At 39.9% G+C, this 19,550-nt stretch carries 20 protein-coding genes; 19 read left to right on the plus strand and 1 reads right to left on the minus strand.

Annotated features, from left to right (window positions below):
* Positions 1–202 (minus strand): DUF4372 domain-containing protein (locus AS180_RS10425; RefSeq protein ID WP_139109186.1); only part of this gene is annotated, 202 nt, incomplete at its 3' end.
* Positions 203–443: 241 nt separating this feature from the next.
* Between AS180_RS10425 and uvrB the strand changes: the two genes are divergently transcribed.
* The 19 genes from uvrB to AS180_RS10520 all read left to right on the plus strand — a co-directional run bounded on the left by uvrB (position 444) and on the right by AS180_RS10520 (position 19,507).
* Positions 444–2,423, plus strand: a complete 1,980-nt coding sequence (gene uvrB / locus AS180_RS10430; RefSeq protein ID WP_062686790.1) for an excinuclease ABC subunit UvrB — start codon at positions 444–446, stop codon at positions 2,421–2,423.
* Between the two features lie 7 nt (positions 2,424–2,430).
* Complete coding sequence (gene uvrA, locus AS180_RS10435; RefSeq protein ID WP_062686791.1) at positions 2,431–5,310, plus strand: excinuclease ABC subunit UvrA; 2,880 nt, start codon at positions 2,431–2,433, stop codon at positions 5,308–5,310.
* Between the two features lie 174 nt (positions 5,311–5,484).
* The gene (locus tag AS180_RS10440; RefSeq protein WP_025907409.1) at positions 5,485–6,570 is read left to right on the plus strand and encodes a DUF4097 family beta strand repeat-containing protein; all 1,086 of its coding nucleotides are present in this window, start codon (positions 5,485–5,487) and stop codon (positions 6,568–6,570) included.
* A 63-nt stretch (positions 6,571–6,633) separates the two neighbouring features.
* Positions 6,634–6,828, plus strand: coding sequence for a PspC domain-containing protein (locus AS180_RS10445; RefSeq protein ID WP_025907411.1), 195 nt, complete (start codon positions 6,634–6,636; stop codon positions 6,826–6,828).
* Positions 6,829–6,833: 5 nt separating this feature from the next.
* Positions 6,834–7,196, plus strand: a complete 363-nt coding sequence (locus tag AS180_RS10450) for a phage holin family protein (protein ID WP_025907413.1) — start codon at positions 6,834–6,836, stop codon at positions 7,194–7,196.
* Positions 7,197–7,343: 147 nt separating this feature from the next.
* The gene (gene hprK, locus AS180_RS10455) at positions 7,344–8,279 is read left to right on the plus strand and encodes an HPr(Ser) kinase/phosphatase (RefSeq protein ID WP_025907414.1); all 936 of its coding nucleotides are present in this window, start codon (positions 7,344–7,346) and stop codon (positions 8,277–8,279) included.
* A gap of 14 nt (positions 8,280–8,293) precedes the next feature.
* Positions 8,294–9,118 carry a prolipoprotein diacylglyceryl transferase gene (gene lgt, locus AS180_RS10460; protein ID WP_025907417.1) on the plus strand — a complete coding sequence of 275 codons (825 nt, stop codon included), beginning with the start codon at positions 8,294–8,296 and terminating at the stop codon, positions 9,116–9,118.
* Positions 9,119–9,122: 4 nt separating this feature from the next.
* A complete protein-coding gene (locus tag AS180_RS10465; RefSeq protein WP_062686792.1) occupies positions 9,123–10,067 on the plus strand; it encodes a nucleoside recognition domain-containing protein in 945 nt (314 codons plus the stop codon).
* Positions 10,057–10,704, plus strand: a complete 648-nt coding sequence (gene ppaX, locus AS180_RS10470; RefSeq protein ID WP_025907421.1) for a pyrophosphatase PpaX — start codon at positions 10,057–10,059, stop codon at positions 10,702–10,704. Before AS180_RS10465 ends, ppaX begins: the two co-directional genes overlap by 11 nt.
* Positions 10,701–11,234, plus strand: a complete 534-nt coding sequence (locus AS180_RS10475; RefSeq protein ID WP_025907423.1) for an acyltransferase — start codon at positions 10,701–10,703, stop codon at positions 11,232–11,234. The genes ppaX and AS180_RS10475 overlap by 4 nt, the downstream gene beginning before the upstream one ends.
* Before the next feature lie 195 nt (positions 11,235–11,429).
* On the plus strand, positions 11,430–12,611 hold the full coding sequence (locus AS180_RS10480; RefSeq protein WP_025907424.1) for an ATP phosphoribosyltransferase regulatory subunit: 1,182 nt from the start codon (positions 11,430–11,432) through the stop codon (positions 12,609–12,611).
* Positions 12,611–13,243, plus strand: a complete 633-nt coding sequence (gene hisG / locus AS180_RS10485) for an ATP phosphoribosyltransferase (protein WP_025907426.1) — start codon at positions 12,611–12,613, stop codon at positions 13,241–13,243. The genes AS180_RS10480 and hisG overlap by 1 nt, the downstream gene beginning before the upstream one ends.
* 14 nt (positions 13,244–13,257) lie before the next feature.
* A complete protein-coding gene (gene hisD / locus AS180_RS10490; RefSeq protein ID WP_062686793.1) occupies positions 13,258–14,526 on the plus strand; it encodes a histidinol dehydrogenase in 1,269 nt (422 codons plus the stop codon).
* 17 nt (positions 14,527–14,543) lie between these two features.
* Complete coding sequence (hisB, locus tag AS180_RS10495; RefSeq protein ID WP_025907430.1) at positions 14,544–15,131, plus strand: imidazoleglycerol-phosphate dehydratase HisB; 588 nt, start codon at positions 14,544–14,546, stop codon at positions 15,129–15,131.
* The gene (gene hisH, locus AS180_RS10500) at positions 15,132–15,761 is read left to right on the plus strand and encodes an imidazole glycerol phosphate synthase subunit HisH (protein ID WP_025907432.1); all 630 of its coding nucleotides are present in this window, start codon (positions 15,132–15,134) and stop codon (positions 15,759–15,761) included. It abuts the gene before it with no gap.
* Positions 15,762–15,765: 4 nt separating this feature from the next.
* Positions 15,766–16,500 carry a 1-(5-phosphoribosyl)-5-[(5-phosphoribosylamino)methylideneamino]imidazole-4-carboxamide isomerase gene (gene hisA / locus AS180_RS10505; protein ID WP_062686794.1) on the plus strand — a complete coding sequence of 245 codons (735 nt, stop codon included), beginning with the start codon at positions 15,766–15,768 and terminating at the stop codon, positions 16,498–16,500.
* Positions 16,497–17,255 (plus strand): imidazole glycerol phosphate synthase subunit HisF, encoded by a 759-nt coding sequence (hisF, locus tag AS180_RS10510; protein ID WP_025907436.1) that lies wholly within the window; start codon positions 16,497–16,499, stop codon positions 17,253–17,255. Before hisA ends, hisF begins: the two co-directional genes overlap by 4 nt.
* Positions 17,252–17,881 (plus strand): bifunctional phosphoribosyl-AMP cyclohydrolase/phosphoribosyl-ATP diphosphatase HisIE, encoded by a 630-nt coding sequence (gene hisIE / locus AS180_RS10515; protein WP_025907439.1) that lies wholly within the window; start codon positions 17,252–17,254, stop codon positions 17,879–17,881. Before hisF ends, hisIE begins: the two co-directional genes overlap by 4 nt.
* 138 nt (positions 17,882–18,019) lie before the next feature.
* Complete coding sequence (locus tag AS180_RS10520; RefSeq protein WP_025907440.1) at positions 18,020–19,507, plus strand: tetratricopeptide repeat protein; 1,488 nt, start codon at positions 18,020–18,022, stop codon at positions 19,505–19,507.
* Positions 19,508–19,550 lie beyond the last annotated feature (43 nt).

Consider the following 19,550-nt stretch of genomic DNA (forward strand, 5'->3'; position numbering starts at 1 on the left):
CATCGAAAAGGCTATCGCCCAATGCATGTAGACTTTCAATTTCTACTAGCTGTGCAAAAAGTAATAATTTAAGGAATGATTCTGTCGTTAATTTTTTCGTATAGTAATCTAATTTCAATGTTTTCACGTTATCTTCTAATAATTGAAGATTAATTGGTGAAAACCATTGTCCAAATGAAGTTTTTCGTGTAATCTTGTCCATAAGTTTGGTCCTTTATTAGTGGATTTGGACGGGTTACCACCATCTATTTCCATTATAAAGGACTTTTTGTTTGCCTAAAATAATAAAATTGAAGATTTTGAGTCTTTTTAATAGTTAATTTAAATTAATGCAACACTAGTGTTCCATTATATAAAAAGAAATGATAAAATACGAATATAAGTTCGTGTTTTTAAGGATTACAGTGCTATAATTTTAACACTAATGAAATGGAGGCCTCTCTGTGGTAGATCAATTTAAGCTAGTATCCTCATATGAACCTAAAGGGGATCAGCCCAAGGCAATTGAAAAAATTGTCAAAGGTATTCATGAAGGAAAACAGCAGCAGGTGTTATTAGGTGCAACAGGAACAGGTAAGACATTTACGATTTCTAATGTAATTAAGGAGGTTAATAAGCCTACCTTAATTATTGCTCATAATAAAACGTTGGCTGGGCAGCTATATAGCGAGTTTAAAGAGTTCTTTCCAGATAACGCAGTGGAATACTTTGTGAGCTATTACGACTACTATCAGCCTGAAGCTTATGTTCCACAAACCGATACGTTTATTGAAAAAGATGCAAGCATTAATGACGAAATCGATAAGCTACGTCACTCTGCAACGTCTTCGTTGTTTGAAAGAAACGACGTTATCATTATTGCCAGCGTATCTTGTATTTATGGATTAGGTTCACCGGAAGAATATAAAGAAATGGTTGTTTCGCTTCGTGTCGGCATGGAAAAGGAGCGAAATCAGCTACTTCGAGATCTTGTGGACGTGCAGTATGAACGCAATGACATCGACTTTAAACGCGGAACATTTCGCGTGCGTGGAGATGTGGTGGAGATTTTCCCAGCATCAAGAGATGAGCGCTGCATTCGCATTGAGTTCTTCGGAGATGAAATTGATCGTATTCGAGAAGTTGATGCTTTAACCGGAGAAGTCCTTAGCGATAGAGAACACGTGGCCATCTTCCCGGCGTCTCACTTCGTCACTCGAGAAGAAAAGATGAAAGTAGCGATTAAAAATATTGAAAAAGAGCTTCAAGAACAGCTTGAAAAGATGCGAGAAGCAGGCAAATTATTAGAAGCTCAGCGCCTTGAACAGCGCACAAACTATGATTTAGAAATGATGAGAGAGATGGGGTTCTGTTCCGGAATTGAAAACTACTCTCGTCATTTAACGCTACGTCCACCAGGATCGACACCATACACGCTGCTAGATTTCTTCCCAGAAGACTTTCTTCTTGTAGTCGATGAATCACATGTGACTATTCCACAAATTCGCGGAATGTATAACGGGGACCAAGCGCGAAAACAAGTGCTTGTTGACCATGGTTTTCGTCTTCCTTCAGCGCTTGATAATCGTCCGTTGAAATTCGATGAATTTGAAGATCATATCCATCAAATTGTTCACGTTTCGGCAACGCCAGGGCCTTATGAACTTGAAAAAGCGTCTGATGTTATTGAACAAATCATTCGACCAACGGGATTATTGGATCCAAATATTGAAGTGAGACCAATTGAAGGGCAGATTGATGATTTAATTGGAGAGCTTCAAGATCGAATTGCGAAAAACGAGCGCGTTCTCATTACAACGCTAACGAAAAAAATGTCAGAGGACTTAACGAATTATTTAAAAGAAATCGGCATTAAAGTACAGTATTTGCATTCTGAAATTAAAACGCTTGAGCGAATTGAAATTATTCGTGATTTGCGTCTTGGTAAATTTGACGTTTTAGTTGGAATTAACCTTCTAAGGGAAGGACTCGATATTCCTGAAGTGTCACTTGTCACGATATTAGATGCAGATAAAGAAGGATTTCTACGATCAGAGCGTTCACTTATCCAAACAATTGGTCGAGCGGCTCGTAACGCTAATGGTCACGTTATTATGTACGCAAATCGCATCACTAACTCGATGGAAATTGCGATTAGTGAAACGAATCGTCGTCGCAGCATTCAAGAAGCATACAATGAAAAACACGGCATTACGCCGCAGACAATTCAAAAAGAAGTTCGAGGTGCAATCCGAGCAACAATTGTAGCTGAGGATACTGAAAGCTACGATCAAGCACCTGCGTTTGATAAAATGACTGGAAAAGAAAAGCAAAAAGTAATTCAAGAAATGGAAGAAGAAATGAAGGAAGCAGCAAAAGCTCTTAACTTTGAACGAGCAGCTGAGCTTCGTGATCTTCTTTTAGAATTAAAAGCAGAAGGGTGATGGCAAGATGGCCATGGAGAAAATCGTAATAAAGGGCGCGCGCGCTCATAATTTAAAAAATATCGATATTGAAATTCCACGTGATAAGCTGGTCGTACTAACGGGCTTATCAGGTTCTGGTAAATCATCGCTTGCTTTTGATACGATTTATGCAGAAGGTCAGAGACGTTACGTGGAGTCATTATCAGCGTATGCTCGGCAGTTCCTTGGTCAGATGGACAAGCCGGACGTGGATTCCATTGAAGGTTTGTCTCCGGCTATCTCAATCGATCAAAAAACAACGAGCCGCAACCCTCGTTCAACTGTAGGAACCGTTACGGAAATTTATGATTATTTACGCTTGCTGTTTGCGCGTGTAGGGAGACCGACTTGTCCAAACCACGGGATTGAAATTACATCTCAGACCATTGAGCAGATGGTGGACCGTATTTTAGAGTACAAAGAGCGTACAAAATTACAAGTGCTGGCTCCCGTTGTGTCTGGGCGAAAAGGTGCGCATGTAAAGGCCTTAGAAGATATTAAAAAGCAAGGATACGTGCGTGTGCGCGTAGATGGAGAAATGCGCGAAGTAACAGAGGAAATTGAGCTAGACAAAAATAAAAAACATTCGATTGAAGTGGTTATCGATCGAATCGTGGTAAAAGAAGGCGTACAGTCTCGTTTATCTGACTCCCTAGAAACGGCTCTAAAACTCGGTGATGGAAAGGTTATTATCGACATCATTGGTGAAGAAGAGCTTTTATTTAGTGAGCATCATGCATGTCCAAAATGTGGTTTTTCAATTGGAGAGCTTGAACCGAGAATGTTTTCATTCAACAGTCCTTATGGTGCTTGTACAGCATGTGATGGACTAGGAATGAAGCTTAAAGTTGACCATGAACTGGTGATTCCGGATGATACGTTAACATTACGAGAAAATGCTATTGCTCCATGGGCTCCAACAAGTTCTCAGTACTATCCACAAATGCTAGAAGCAGTTTGCGCTCATTATAGCATCGATATGGACGTGCCGGTAAAAGACTTACCTAAGCATTTATTAGATAAAATCTTGCATGGAAGCGATGGCGAAAAAATATACTTCCGCTATGAAAATGACTTTGGACAAGTGCGTGAAAATGAAATCTTGTTCGAAGGTGTAATTCCAAACGTAGAGCGTCGTTATCATGAAACCAGCTCTGATTATATTCGTGAGCAAATGGAAAAATATATGGCTGAACAGCCTTGTCCAAGGTGTAAGGGCCACCGCTTAAAGAAAGAAGCGCTTGCTGTTTTAATTGATTCTAAGCATATCGGTAACGTGACGCGTTTTTCTGTACAAGAAGCGTACAATTTCTTTAGCAGCCTGCAGCTTTCTGATAAAGAAATGAAAATTGCAGACATGATTTTAAGAGAAATTAAAGAACGCCTCAGTTTCTTAGTGAATGTCGGCTTAGATTACCTCACAATTAATCGTTCAGCTGGAACGTTATCTGGTGGAGAAGCACAGCGTATTCGACTAGCAACGCAAATTGGCTCACGTTTAACAGGGGTTCTTTACATTTTAGATGAACCGTCCATTGGTCTCCATCAGCGTGATAATGATCGCCTTATTCGAACGATGCAAGATATGAGAGACATTGGGAATACATTAATTGTTGTTGAGCACGATGAAGATACGATGCTTGCTGCCGATTATTTAATTGATATTGGTCCTGGTGCCGGTGTGCATGGAGGAGCGGTTGTGTCACAGGGAACACCAAAAGAAGTGATGGCAGATCCAAATTCATTAACAGGTCAGTATCTATCGGGAGAGCGTTTTATTCCGCTGCCAACAGAGCGCCGCGCAATTGATAAGAGCCGAATGATTGACATTGTAGGTGCAAAAGAAAACAATTTAAAAAATGTGAAGGTAAGTATTCCACTTGGAACGTTTACAGCAGTAACAGGCGTATCAGGTTCAGGGAAAAGTACGCTGGTAAATGATATTTTACACAAAACGCTTGCTCAAAAGCTTCATAAAGCCAAAAGTAGGGCTGGAGAGCATAAAGAAATCAAAGGAATTGAGCACTTAGATAAAGTGATTGATATTGATCAATCTCCAATTGGACGTACACCACGCTCTAATCCAGCTACGTATACGGGTGTTTTTGATGATATTCGTGACGTATTTGCCCAAACGAACGAAGCAAAAGTACGTGGTTATAAAAAAGGTCGTTTTAGCTTTAACGTAAAGGGAGGTCGCTGTGAAGCGTGTCGTGGAGACGGAATCATTAAAATTGAAATGCACTTTTTGCCGGACGTATATGTACCTTGTGAAGTATGTCATGGCAAGCGCTACAACCGCGAAACGTTAGAAGTTAAATATAAAGACCATAATATTTCAGACGTGCTGGATATGACGGTCGAGGATGCTCTGCATTTCTTTGAAAACATACCGAAAATCAAGCGTAAGCTACAAACAATCTATGACGTAGGACTTGGATATATTACGCTTGGGCAGCCTGCTACAACCCTATCAGGAGGGGAAGCGCAGCGTGTAAAGCTAGCTTCTGAGCTGCATCGCCGATCAACAGGCCGAACGCTTTACATTTTAGATGAGCCAACAACAGGTCTGCATATTGACGATATTGCACGACTTCTAAAAGTATTGCAACGACTCGTTGAAAATGGTGACACGGTTCTCGTTATTGAACACAATCTTGATATTATTAAAGCAGCAGATTATTTAATTGATTTAGGACCTGAAGGCGGAGATCAAGGTGGTCAAATTGTTGGTACAGGTACACCAGAAGAAGTCGCTGAAGTGAAAGGTTCCTATACAGGTAAGTATTTAAAGCCAATTTTAGAACGTGATCGAAAGCGTATGGATGAGAAGATAAAGGAAGTTCAAACAGTTGGCAAAGCATAAAATAGAAAAAAAGGCGCTAAAGGTAGCGCTTTTTTCTATTTTATGTATATTGAAACTTTTTGTAGCATAAACCGTATTACATAATAGCCTGCTTTTTCTTTAATAAAAAGGCAGTGAAAGTATGAAATAACGAGCTAAGATAGATGAAATTATAAACCAAAAGGGGAGAGTCACATGCTAGAAAAGCGCAAGCAGATTTTACAGATGGTAGAAGAGGGGAAGTTGACGGTAGATGAAGCATTAACGCTTTTAAATTCACTTGAAGCAAACCCTGAGCCAACTGTAAAAGTGAATGCATCATCGGAGTTGACGCCTTATGTTGGTAAATCGAGCAGCAGTTCTTCGACTTTTAAACCTTCGTCTGCATCCTTTAAAGAAAAGCTATTTAGCTTTGTCGATCAGACAGTCAAAAAAGTAAAGGACGTTGATTTAGACTTTAACTTTGGTCCCTCGGTTAAAGTTCAGCATATTTTCCAACAAACAGAAGCTTATATTCAGGCAATTGATATCGATATTGCAAACGGAAGTGTGAAGGTAAAACCATGGGGAAGTCCGGATGTGCGAATCGAGTGCGAATCAGATGTTTATAAGGTAGAGGGGCAAGAGCAAGCGCGACAAGCGTTTTTAAAAGATGTCTTATTTTCAATTGAGAACGGGAAGCTAAAATTTAATGTGCAAAAAAAACATATGAAGGTGAAGGCGACTGTTTATATACCTGAAACCGAGTATGAGAGAGTGAATGTACGTGTGTTTAATGGACCTATTGAAGGGGAAAGATTAAATGTAAGAGAATTAAAGGCCAAAACAGCCAACGGTTTAATTCGCTTTTATGAAGTGAATAGTGGACAGCTTGAAGCGGAAACATCTAATGGTCACATTGAGCTCTCACGCGTTTTCTCATCAAAATGTGAGATGGAGACGATTAACGGCTCTATAAAATTTGATGGGGATTATAAAAAAATCGATGCGCAAACTTTTAATGGAGATATTGAAGGGTACCTGAAAGGAGAGCGTGTTGAGTTAGCATTTTTAAAAACGACTACGGGGCATATCGAGCTTTATACGCCGTCTCATCTTGGCATCGAAGGAGATTTGAAATCAAATCTAGGTAAATTCGTCTGTAACTTACCTCAAATGGAGGTAATTGAAGAGAAAAAAGAGACGGTCATGAAGCAGATGCGCTTCCGAGCATATCTTGAAACAGCTAAATCGTATAAATTATTAGCAGAGTCTAAAGCTGGTTCAATCACAATTAAGTAAAACGTTGGCATATAAAGAAGCCTTTTGTAATCAGAATGATTAGGAAAAGGAGAAGATTGATAAATGAAAAAGTTATATAGATCACGCAGAAATAGAAAATTAGCTGGAATTATCGGCGGAATTTCTGAGTATACAGGGATTAGTGCTACGATTCTTCGACTGATTTTTGCATTGAGCGTTCTATTCGTTATTGGAACACCACTGGTAGTTATCTACTTCATTTTAATCTTTGTATTGCCAAATGAAGAAGGAGCCTAATAAGCATGCTTGTGAGAGGGATTATTAGCATTTTAATTAATGCTCTTGTACTTGTAGTAATTGCAGGTTATATCGATGCATTTCAACTATCGTCGATTGGTGCTGCAATTATTGCCAGCATCATTTTATCCATTTTAAATATTATCGTGAAACCCATTTTAATTCTTTTGACGTTACCAGTGACATTTCTAACACTTGGACTGTTTTTATTCGTCATAAACGCAGCGACGTTAATGATTACGCAAGGTATTATGGGTGATTCGTTTGTTATTGATGGATTTGGTACAGCTATTTTAGCTGCTATTGTTATGTCCATTCTGAACCTATTGATTCAAAAGGTTATTATTGATCCGTTGCGATCCAAATAAAGTAGCGCTAGCTTCAACGAAGCTAGCGCTACTTTGTTTTCTCTTCTCTTGCTTTTAATGATAAAATAGAGTGAACCTTTAATGGTAAATACTATCATAGACAAAAAGCTAATGGGTACATGGTTTTAAACTAAAGGAGGATTTCAGGTGGTAACAGTTCGTACTAAAGACTTAATTGAAAAGTTTAATTTAGAGTTAATCAGTGGAGAAGAAGGAATTGACCGTCCGATTGCAACAAGTGATATTTCACGTCCAGGGATTGAAATGGCCGGTTATTTTACATATTATCCAGCAGAGCGCATACAGCTATTAGGGAAAACGGAATTATCATTTTTTGAGCGTTTAGATGATGAAGAAAAGAAAGTCCGAATGGAAAAAATGTGTACAGATATTACGCCAGCCATTATTATTTCTCGTGATATGTCTGTGCCGAAAGAATTGATTGAAGCTTCTGAACGCGAAGCAGTTCCTGTACTACGATCGCCTTCTAAAACGACAAGACTTTCAAGTCATTTAACGAACTTTTTAGAAAGTCGTTTAGCACCGTCTACAGCTCTTCACGGAGTGCTTGTAGATATTTATGGAATCGGTGTCTTAATCATGGGGAAAAGTGGCGTTGGTAAAAGTGAAACCGCGCTTGAACTTGTGAAACGTGGACATCGTCTAGTAGCGGATGACTGTGTAGAAATTCGTCAAGAAGATCAAGATACGCTGGTCGGTAATGCTCCGGGGTTAATTGAACACTTACTTGAAATTCGCGGCCTTGGTATTATTAACGTGATGACGCTATTTGGTGCAGGTTCAGTACGTAGCTATAAGCGTATTTCATTAGTTATTCAGCTTGAGACATGGGACCAAAATAAACATTATGATCGTTTAGGCCTTGAAGAAGATAAAATGAAGATTATTGACACAGATGTGACAAAAATCACGTTACCTGTTCGTCCAGGGCGTAACTTAGCTGTTATTATTGAGGTAGCCGCAATGAACTTCCGCTTGAAACGCATGGGAATTAATGCAGCTGAGCAGTTCTCAAATCGCTTAACGGATGTAATTGAAGACGGTGACAGAGAAGATATTTAAGAAAGGGTGGTTTGATGGAAGCAAATATTCAGCCGCTTGATCGTGTGTTTTTAGAGCTAGGCCCACTGACAATCTATTGGTATGGCGTCATTATTGGAGCTGGTGTGCTGCTTGCTCTGTATATTGCTACAAAAGAAAGCACGAAGCGTGGGTTGCCTAAAGACACGTTTATCGATTTAGTGCTATTTGCAGTACCAATTGCTATTATTTGTGCGCGCATATACTATGTTGCGTTTGAATGGGATTATTACTCACAGCATTTGAATGAGATACCTCAAATCTGGAACGGTGGAATTGCTATTCATGGTGGATTGATTGGAGCAATTTTAACTGGGATTGTTTTTTCACGTGTGAAAAAGATTTCATTTTGGAAACTAGCGGACATTGCGGCACCGAGTATTATTCTTGGTCAGGCAATCGGACGCTGGGGGAATTTTATGAATCAGGAAGCGCACGGTGGAGAAGTATCACGTGCTTTTCTAGAAGGTTTGCACCTGCCAGAATTTATTATTAATCAAATGTATATTAACGGTACATATTACCACCCTACGTTTTTATATGAATCGCTTTGGAATTTAGCCGGATTTGCTCTGTTAATTGCGCTAAGACGCGTCAATTTGCGTAGAGGTGAACTGTTCTTAACGTACGTTATTTGGTATTCAATTGGGCGATACTTTATTGAAGGAATGCGTACAGACAGCTTGATGTTGACGGATACGCTGCGCATCGCACAAGTCATTTCGCTTGTCTTAATTGCGGTAGCAGTCATTATTATTGCTATTCGTCGAAAAACAAATAAGGAAACGTATTTGGAAACAAGTAAAAAGAAACAGGGGTGAGGGAATGCTTAGGTCGATACAAAAGGGGATTATGGGAGGACTCAAAACAACGCTGACACTAGGAAAAGTCATTTTTCCAGTAACGCTAATTGTTTCACTCCTTCAATACACGCCAGTGCTGGATTGGTTTGCTACGTTAATTTCACCTTTAATGAAGTTATTTGGGCTATCGGGAGATGCAGCCATTCCACTTGTGCTGGGGAACTTGTTAAATTTATATGCGGGAATTGCAGGGATTTTATCACTGGGTTTAACGGTGAAAGAAGTATTTATTCTAGCCGTTATGCTGTCTTTCTCTCATAATTTATTAATTGAAACGAGCGTAGCTTTAAAAGTTGGTGTGAAGCTATGGGTTATTTTATCGGTTCGTATCGGGCTCGCTGTGATCTCAGCCATTATCATTAACTTAGTATGGAATGGCGGAGGCGAACAGGCACAGTACGGTTTTTTAGCAACGAAGCACGAGGAAGTAAGCGGATGGGGAGCAATCATCTGGCAATCGATTGAAAAAGCAGGTTTTGGAATTCTACAGCTGGCTCTTATTGTTATTCCAGTTATGGTGGGAATTCAAATCCTGAAAGATATTGGGTGGCTCGATAAGCTTTCCTCAATGCTTGGTCCGTTTACACGCTTATTAGGGATGAAAGAAAATACGTCTACAACGCTTGTGACAGGTCTCTTACTAGGGTTGGCATATGGAGCTGGCGTCATGATTCAAGCTGTACAAGAAGAGGGAGTTAGTAAGCGTGATGCAACGCTTGCGTTCATCTTTTTAGTCGCTTGTCATGCTGTAGTAGAAGATACGTTAATTTTTATTCCGCTAGGTATTCCTGTACTGCCGCTGCTCATTATTCGGGTAGTTGTTGCACTTGTGTTAACCATTGTGATTTCACGGATGTGGAAAGAAAATGAAGTAAGGCATAGAAAGGAAGTTTCATATGAGCATTAACACCGTTCTATTTGATTTAGATGGAACGCTAATTGATACAAATGAATTAATTATTTCATCTTTTATGCACACATTAAATCATTATTATCCCGAGCAATATAAACGTGAAGATGTCTTGGCATTTATGGGGCCACCTCTTTATGACACTTTTGTACAGATGGATAAAGAGCGAGTACACGAAATGATTGACACGTACCGTACTCATAACTTAAGTCATCATGATGAACTTGTAACAGAGTTTGCAGGCGTATTTGAAACGGTGAAATGGTTACATGATCAGAAGTATAAGTTGGCTATCGTTACAACAAAGCAGATTAATACGGTCATGCTGGGGCTAAAACTTACGAAGTTGGATCAATTTTTTGATGTAATTGTTGCAATTGACGACGTGCAGCATGCAAAACCTCACCCAGAGCCAGTCGAAAAAGCATTAGTACTTTTAAATGCACAGCCAGAAGAAGCTGTTATGGTAGGAGATAACCATCATGACATCCTATCTGGTAAAAATGCAGGTACGAAAACAGCTGGTGTGGCTTGGAGTGCAAAAGGAAGAGAACACATTGCTTCTTATGAGCCAGATGTTATCTTAGAAGAGATGAAAGACTTGATTCCATGGCTTGGAGGAAAAGAGCAGTGAGAAAGACGAAGCGATTTCCTGTCGAAGGACCTAACTCGCTCTGGCACGTCTATAAAACCGTTCCATTTTGGAAGGTAATGCGTAACTTTATTGTCATTCAGCTTGCTCGCTATTCTCCTTTTTTATCATTTAAAAATTGGCTTTACCGGACGTTCTTACAGATGGAGGTAGGGCCTCAAACTTCTTTTGGACTGATGGTTATGCTTGATATTATGTTTCCAGAGAAGATAACGGTTGGAAAAAACTCGGTAATTGGATATAACACAACGATTCTCGCCCATGAATATTTAATTAAAGAATATCGACTTGGAGATGTAATCATTGGTGATGAGGTAATGATTGGAGCTAATAGTACAATCTTACCTGGAGTAGTGATTGGTAACGGAGCAATTGTTGCTGCGGGAACAGTCGTACATAGAAACATAGAGCCTGGCTCTTTTGTTGGAGGAAATCCAATGAGGGTCATTTATACAAAAGAAGAAATGCAAAAGCGCACAGAAGAAAACGAATCAGCCACGACTTATCAATAAGGAGTGGCTTTTTTTGTAAGAAAATAGCGCTATATGAGTTGACGATTACCTATAAGGGGTGTAAACTACTAATAACTTTAATTTGTTATTTCGCTAATACATTAGTGTGATAAAGTGAAAAGTGGTCTTCTATGATGAAAATTAGTTGTTTATATAGAAATAGATGCAACCAAGTTGAGAAAAGGAAGTGTCATAATGTCAAAGCTGTTTATGTTTGAAAAACCTTTAGGTATGCGGGATACATTACCATCTCTTTTTGAAAAGAAAAAGCAAGTTCGAAATCAGTTAGCAGAAGAAATTAGTAGCTGGGGCTATCAATATATGGCTACTCCTACTCTTGAATACTTTGAAACGGTTGGAAGCGCATCGGCCATTTTAGATCAACAATTATTTAAATTATTAGATAAAGAAGGTCATACGCTTGTTTTACGACCTGATATGACGACGCCTTTTGCGCGCGTGGCAGCATCAAAACTTTTAAATAACTCACCGCTTCGCCTTGCGTATGAAGCGAATGTCTTTCGAGCTCAGCAGCGTGAAGGTGGTCGACCGGCTGAGTTTGAGCAAATTGGTGTTGAGTTAATTGGTGATGCAACAATGAGCAGCGATGCAGAAGTGATTGCGTTGATGATTAGTGCATTAAAGCGTGCTGGGCTAAAATCATTTAAAGTAGCCATTGGCCACATTGGATTCGTTAACTCATTGTTCTTAGAGATTGTCGGAAACGAAGAGCGTGCCAATGTTTTACGCCGCTTTTTATATGAGAAAAATTATGTTGGTTATCGTAATCACGTGAAGAGCTTAAACCTTTCCTCCATTGATAAACAGCGTCTTTTACAGCTTTTAAACTTACGTGGTGGAGAAGAAAAAATCCAAGAAGCTATTGAGCTTGTTGAAAATAAAGAAGGTAAAAAGCTTGCTGAGGATCTTCAAAGCCTTTGGAACATGCTGGACGCTTATGGCGTAACGGAAGAAATTAAAATTGACTTCAACCTTGTAAGTCACATGAGTTATTACACTGGCATTTTATTTGAAGTCTTTGCTGAGCACGTAGGCTTTCATATTGGGAACGGTGGACGTTACGATCAATTATTAGAACAATTTTCAACGAAAACACCGGCAACTGGATTTGGTATTCAGCTTGACCGTTTAATTGAAGCGCTAGATGAAGAAGCATACGAAGAAGTGCCTGTTTACGGCGTTTTATATAGCCAGGAGCGGTTATCAGAAGCAATAGCGCTTGCGGCTGAACAAAGACGTGCAGGTAAACGTGTCGTTGTTCAAGATATTGTAGGCGTTGATGATGTCGACGTATTTACAGCTGGCCTTGAAGAAGTATCGTTTCTTATTGGTAAACGTGGCAAGGGGGGACAATAATGACTGAACTACTAACAATTGCGATGCCAAAAGGAAGAATATTTGAAGAAGCTGCTCAACTTTTGCGTCAAGCAGGCTTTCAGCTTCCTCCAGAGTTTGATGACTCACGTAAATTAATTGTTGATATTCCAGAAGAAAACATGCGCTTTATTTTAGCAAAGCCAATGGACGTAACGACTTACGTAGAGTATGGCGTAGCTGATTTAGGTATTGCAGGAAAAGATGTGATGCTTGAAGAAGAAAGAGATGTCTATGAACTATTAGATTTGCAGATTAGCAAATGTCATCTTGCAGTGGCGGGCCTTCCCAATGCGAAAAAATCAGAGATTGCGCAAAAAGTAGCGACAAAATATCCGAACGTCGCGTCCACTTATTTTCGAGAACAAGGAGAACAGGTGGAAATTATTAAGCTAAATGGATCGATTGAGTTAGCGCCGCTTATCGGCTTAGCAGATCGTATTGTTGATATCGTTTCGACGGGCAGAACGCTACAGGAAAATGGTCTGGTCGAACTAGAGCATATCGGTGATATTACATCTCGATTAATTGTAAACCCAGTTAGCTACCGGTTAAAAGATGAACGCATTGATGATTTAGTTAACCGATTATCAAAAGTTGTCGAAGCATCATGAATGAGGTGAATTTGATGAAGATTACACGTGTGACGGAAGACATTAGCTTAAAACGTACGATTGATCAAGGCACGGGAGCACAGCGTGAAGCGGTGCTTAACATTCTTCAAGACGTTAAGGATAAAGGAGATCAAGCCCTATTTTCATATACGGAAAAGTTTGACGGTGTGTTATTAGAAGCGCTGAAAGTGTCGGATGCAGAGCGGAAGAACGCATATGAAGCCATCGATGATGAAACTATTCAGATTATTAACGAGGCTGCTGCTAATATCCGTGACTACCATGAGCGCATGATTACGCAATCTTGGATGGTGACAAAAGAAGATGGCACGATTCTTGGGCAGAAGGTGACACCTTTAGATGCAGTTGGCGTCTATGTCCCAGGCGGTTTAGCTGCGTATCCATCATCCGTGTTGATGAACGTAATTCCTGCTCAGGTAGCTGGCGTTAAGCGTATTGTAATGGTATCACCTGTGCAAAAAGACGGTTCGTTACCAGCTGGCGTTCTCGTTGCAGCTACTGAGCTAGGTGTGGAAGAGATTTATAAAGTTGGAGGAGCACAAGCGATCGGAGCATTGGCGTATGGAACAGAAACAATTGAAGCGGTCGACAAAATTGTGGGTCCAGGAAACATTTATGTTGCCTTAGCAAAGAGAGAAGTATACGGCTTAGTTGATATTGATTCGATTGCTGGACCGAGTGAAATCGTTGTATTAGCAGATGATACAGCAAGACCAAATGAAGTGGCAGCTGACCTGTTATCACAAGCAGAACATGACCAGTTGGCATCTAGCATTTTGGTAACAGCGTCTTTAAATCTAGCAGCAGCCGTAGCACAAGAGGTTCAAAAACAGCTTGAAACGCTACCTCGAAAAGTGATTGCTGAAGCATCTATTCAAGAGTATGGTGCAATTTATGTCACAGAAGAGCTTGAAGAAGCGATTGACGTAGTTAATAAATTGGCTCCAGAACATCTTGAAATTATGACGGATGAACCGATGACTATACTCGGGAAAATTCGTCACGCTGGAGCTATTTTTTTAGGTAGATATAGCTCAGAGCCAGTAGGAGATTATTTTGCTGGCCCAAACCATGTATTACCAACGAACGGAACGGCCAAGTTTTCAAGTCCGTTATCTGTTGATTCATTTGTAAAAAAATCAAGCATCATTTCATATAGCGAGCAGGCGCTTAAAGCTAATAGTTCGAAAATTGCCGCTTTTGCAAGGCTAGAAGGATTAGAAGCACACGCTCGAGCAGTTGAAGAACGATTCAAAAAATAAAGTAAAGAGAGGGTTACATGATGAGAGAAGCTAGCATCAAACGTACAACAAATGAGACGGATATTTCACTTGCAATAGCCATTGATGGAGAAGGAAAAGCGGGAATTGACACAGGTGTCCCGTTTTTAAACCACATGCTTGATTTATTTACGAAGCACGGTCAGTTCAATTTAGATGTAAAAGCTATTGGAGACATTGAGATCGATGATCATCACACAACAGAAGACATTGGTATCTGCTTAGGGCATGCATTTAAAGAAGCACTTGGTGATAAGAAAGGCATTAAGCGCTACGGCAATGCATTTGTTCCAATGGATGATGCGTTGGCACAAGTGGTAGTTGATTTGAGTAATCGACCTCATTTTGAATTTAAAGGCGATATTCCAGCATCACGTGTGGGTACTTTTGATACGGAGCTTGTATACGAATTTTTATGGAAATTTGCGCTTGAATCACGTATGAATCTTCATGTTATCGTTCACTATGGTCAAAATACACACCACATCATCGAAGCGGTATTCAAAGCCTTGGCGAGAGCATTAGATGAAGCAACAACGGTTGATCCTCGCGTCAAAGGAGTACCATCAACGAAGGGGATGTTGTAAATGATTGGTATTATTGACTATGGCATGGGGAATTTGTATAGCGTAAGCAAAGCGCTTGAACGTTTAGACTATGACTATTTTATTTCATCTGAGCCAAGCGAGCTGCGTAAGGCAAAAGGCTATATTCTACCTGGGGTTGGCTCATTTAAAGATGCGATGGAACAGCTGAATGAAACCAATCTTACAGCTTTTATAAAAGAAGAAGTGGAAAGCGGTAAGCCACTTTTAGGTATCTGCTTAGGAATGCAGCTTTTGTTTGAGGAAAGTGATGAGAATGGTAAGACGACGGGCCTTGGGTTTTTAAAAGGACGTGTTGAACTGCTGCCTGGAGTGACGCCAGAAGGTGAAGCTTATAAAGTGCCTCATATGGGTTGGAACTCGTTACATATGCATGTAAACTCACCTCTGTTAGCGGGCATTGAAGAAGGCCACGTATACTTCGTGCACTCTTATTACGTAAAGACAGATGATCAAGATGTGCTTCTAGCAACAAGCTCATATGATGTTGCCGTTCCAGCAGTTGTAGGGAAGGAAAATGTATTTGGTACGCAGTTCCACCCGGAAAAAAGCAGTGAAATTGGCATGAAGATTTTACAAAACTACGCAAACTTTGTAGAAGGAAGAGGTTGAACTCATGAGTAATTTTTCAATTTATCCAGCAATCGATATGCGCGGCGGAAAGTGTGTTCGCCTTTTGCAAGGAGACTATGATAAAGAAACGGTATACGGAGATTCACCAGTCGATATGGCAGCACAATTTGCTGGTGAAGGTGCGAAGTGGATTCACATGGTGGACTTAGACGGTGCCAAAGCAGCAAAGCGAGTAAATAATGAGTTTGTTCTTGAAGTTAAGAAAAAGCTTGGGGTCAATGTACAAATTGGTGGCGGAATTCGTTCAGAAGAAGACGTAGCGTATTACTTAGAAAACGGAATTGACCGAGTAATCTTAGGAAGCGCAGCGATTTCTAATCCTGAATTTGTCAAAAAGATGCTTCGTCAATACGGTGAAAAAATTGCGATTGGTATTGACGCGCGCGATGTCTACGTAGCAACGGAAGGCTGGCTTGAAACGTCAACAGTAAAAGCAACGGAGCTTGGAAAAGAGCTTGCCGAAGCAGGTGCTGAAACGTTTATCTTCACGGACATTTCAACGGATGGTATGCTTTCAGGACCAAATGTTGAAGGTATTGTCAGCATGGCAAAAGCAACAGGTAAAAGCGTCATCGCATCGGGCGGCGTAAGTAAATTAGCTGATTTAAAAGCACTACAAGCGTATGAAAAAGACGGCGTGATTGGTGCGATTGTTGGAAAAGCACTCTACACAAATCAATTTACGGTAAGCCAGGCGCTTGAAGAGGTGACATCATGATTACGAAGCGTATTATTCCTTGCTTAGACGTAAAGGAAGGGCGCGTTGTAAAAGGTGTTCAGTTTGTGGAGCTAAAAGACGCTGGTGATCCTGTAGAATTAGCGAAATTTTATGATGAAGAAGGCGCTGATGAGCTTGTTTTCTTAGATATTTCAGCATCTCATGAAGGTCGTAAAACCATGGTTCACGTAGTAGAGGAAGTGGCAGCACAGCTGGCTATTCCGTTTACAGTAGGTGGAGGAATCAATGCGGTTGAGGATATGAAACGAATGCTGCGAGCAGGTGCAGATAAAGTGTCGTTAAACACAGCTGCTGTCTTAAATCCAGATCTTATTACGGAAGGGTCAAACTTCTTTGGAGCACAGTGCATTGTAGTAGCTATTGATGCAAAATATGATGAAGAATTAGGCTCTTGGCGCGTATACACGCACGGTGGACGCAACGCAACAGGATGGGAAGTTGTTGCTTGGGCGCAAGAAGTTGTCAAACGCGGTGCCGGTGAGATCTTGTTAACAAGTATGGATCAAGACGGTGCCAAGTCCGGCTTTAACCTAGCATTAACAAAAGCCGTAAGTGAAGCGGTAAGTATCCCTGTTATTGCTTCAGGAGGCGCAGGAAATGGTCAAGACTTTGTGGACGTATTTACGGAAGGAAAAGCAGACGCAGGCTTAGCGGCATCTATTTTTCACTATAAAGAAACGTCTGTTAAAGAAATTAAAACCTATGCAAAACAACGAGGAGTGAGCATTCGATGAAGATTGAAAACGTTAAATTCAATGAAGACGGATTAGTTCCAGCAATTGTGCAGGACGCGGTTAGTAAAGAAGTGCTGACTCTAGCCTATATGAATGAAGAATCGTTAAAAAAGTCAGTTGAAACAAAAGAAACGTGGTTTTTTAGCCGCTCTCGCCAAGAGCTTTGGCACAAGGGAGCTACATCTGGAAATACACAGCGAATTGTCGCAATGACGTATGATTGCGATGCGGATTCTATTGTTGTAAAAGTAAATCCAAACGGACCTGCTTGTCATACAGGTGCATACAGCTGCTTTAATGAAAACTTGCTAGAGGACGAAAGTGCATCTCCTCAATCAGGGCGTTTTGATATTATTAATGAATTGGAATCAGTAATTGCTAAGCGCGAAGCAGAAATGCCAGAAGGAGCGTACACAACCTACTTATTTGACAAAGGTGTCGATAAAATCCTAAAAAAAGTCGGTGAGGAAGCAGGCGAAGTTATTATTGCTGCCAAAAACCGTGATCATGAAGAATTAAAATGGGAAGTAGCGGATTTGTTCTATCACGTATTGGTACTTCTTCGTGAGCAAAAGCTTCCGCTTGACGATGTCTTAGCGGTATTAAAAGAAAGACATTCGAAGTAATAAACAAAAGCTGGCCTTTGCGGTCAGTTTTTTTATTGACCAATATTTCTTTGGGTTCAGTAAAATACAGGTGTTACCGTAAGCTTTAAACTATGATATACTACCAACGTTGAAATCATGGACTTATCGGAGGACTTAATGAGAAAAAACTCAAAAGTGCACGAGAAGAAAGCAAAGGTAATTCCGTTTTTTAAAACGGGAGAAGAATATTTTGAAAAAGCACTTAAAGCCTATCAATATAAAGATTTATATAAAGCAAAACGATATCTTCAGAGAGCGTCAGAGTTAGACCGGGATGAGCCGTTAATTTTATATCAGTTAGCGACTATTTTAAATGATTTAGGTGAATATAAAGAATCAAACGAGCTGTTGCTTCATATTATCAACGATTTGGATTCTACAATGGTCAATTGTTATTATGTGATTGCTAATAATTTTGCGCATCTTGGATTATTTCAAGAAGCGTATAAATACGTTCAATGTTATTTGGAAGAAGATGTAACTGGCGAGTTGTTAGAGGAAGCGGAAGAGCTGGAAGACCTGCTTTCCATTGATTTAGAATCAGACGAAGAATATGAGGAAGATGCGCTGATTTTAAAGCAAGAACAGGCAAAACAGTTGCTTCAAGATGCACAGTTTGAAAAAGCGATTCAGCTATTAGAAGAAATCATTCGAGACTATCCTGAATTTTGGTCAGCGTACAATAATTTAGCGTTAGCTCATTTTTATCTTAATGAAACAGATAAAGCAATTGGTTTATTAGATGAAGTGTTAGAAAAAAATCCTGGGAACTTACATGCTTTGTGTAATCAATTAGTGTTTCACTATTACGGGCATAACCAGAACGTCGTGAATTATTTGATTCAACAGCTAAGCTGCGTATATCCTTTATCTCTGGAGCATCAATATAAATTAGGATCAACGTTTGCTCTTGTCGGGGAATACAAGTTAGCATATGGGTGGTTAAAGAGTTTATATAAAAAAGGATTTCAAGCAGACTCGTCTTTTCATTATTGGCTTTCTTATGCTGCTTATCATGTGGGGTTTGAGCAGTTTGCTAAAGATATATGGAAAGACGTTGGTGATTCGGGTTCAATGGTGAAGTTAGAAGCGCCTTGGCAATTTAATGAGAAGAACAATCGTCGTTTCTATTCTGAAATCGATGTTGTCGCTCAAGAAAAATGTGAAAGCACACATATTCATGATCAGCTGTATAGCCTGTATATGGCTAAGAAGCTTCCTGATAAAGAACGGTTGCTTCTATTAGAAAAAATTAAGCCATCCATACATACAAGTTCATTACTTGATGAAGTATATACGTATGTATGGCAGAATAAGCAGCACATCATGTTTGAAATTGCAGATTTAATCCAAGCTGAAATTGAAGCTGAAGTAGAGGCAGCCGGTATCATTCAGTTTTGGTTTAACATATATGTAGAATTGAATAACATACAGGCTGCCGAATGGCACCATGTCAACGTAAATGGATGGGCATCTGCAGCGACTTACTGCTACCAGAAGCAAAAGCAACAAGCTGTTTCTCAGGAAAAGGTAGCTCAACTGTATAGTATTTCTTTATCAACGGTACGCAAATACGTCAAAATTGTAAATAACCTGCTGAAGTGAGCAAAAAAATAGACGATAGTGTCGTTAGCGTATTAGGATAAAA

The sequence above is a fragment of the Priestia veravalensis genome (genome assembly GCF_001457055.1).
In the GTDB taxonomy this organism is placed as follows: Bacteria; Bacillota; Bacilli; order Bacillales; family Bacillaceae_H; genus Priestia; species Priestia flexa.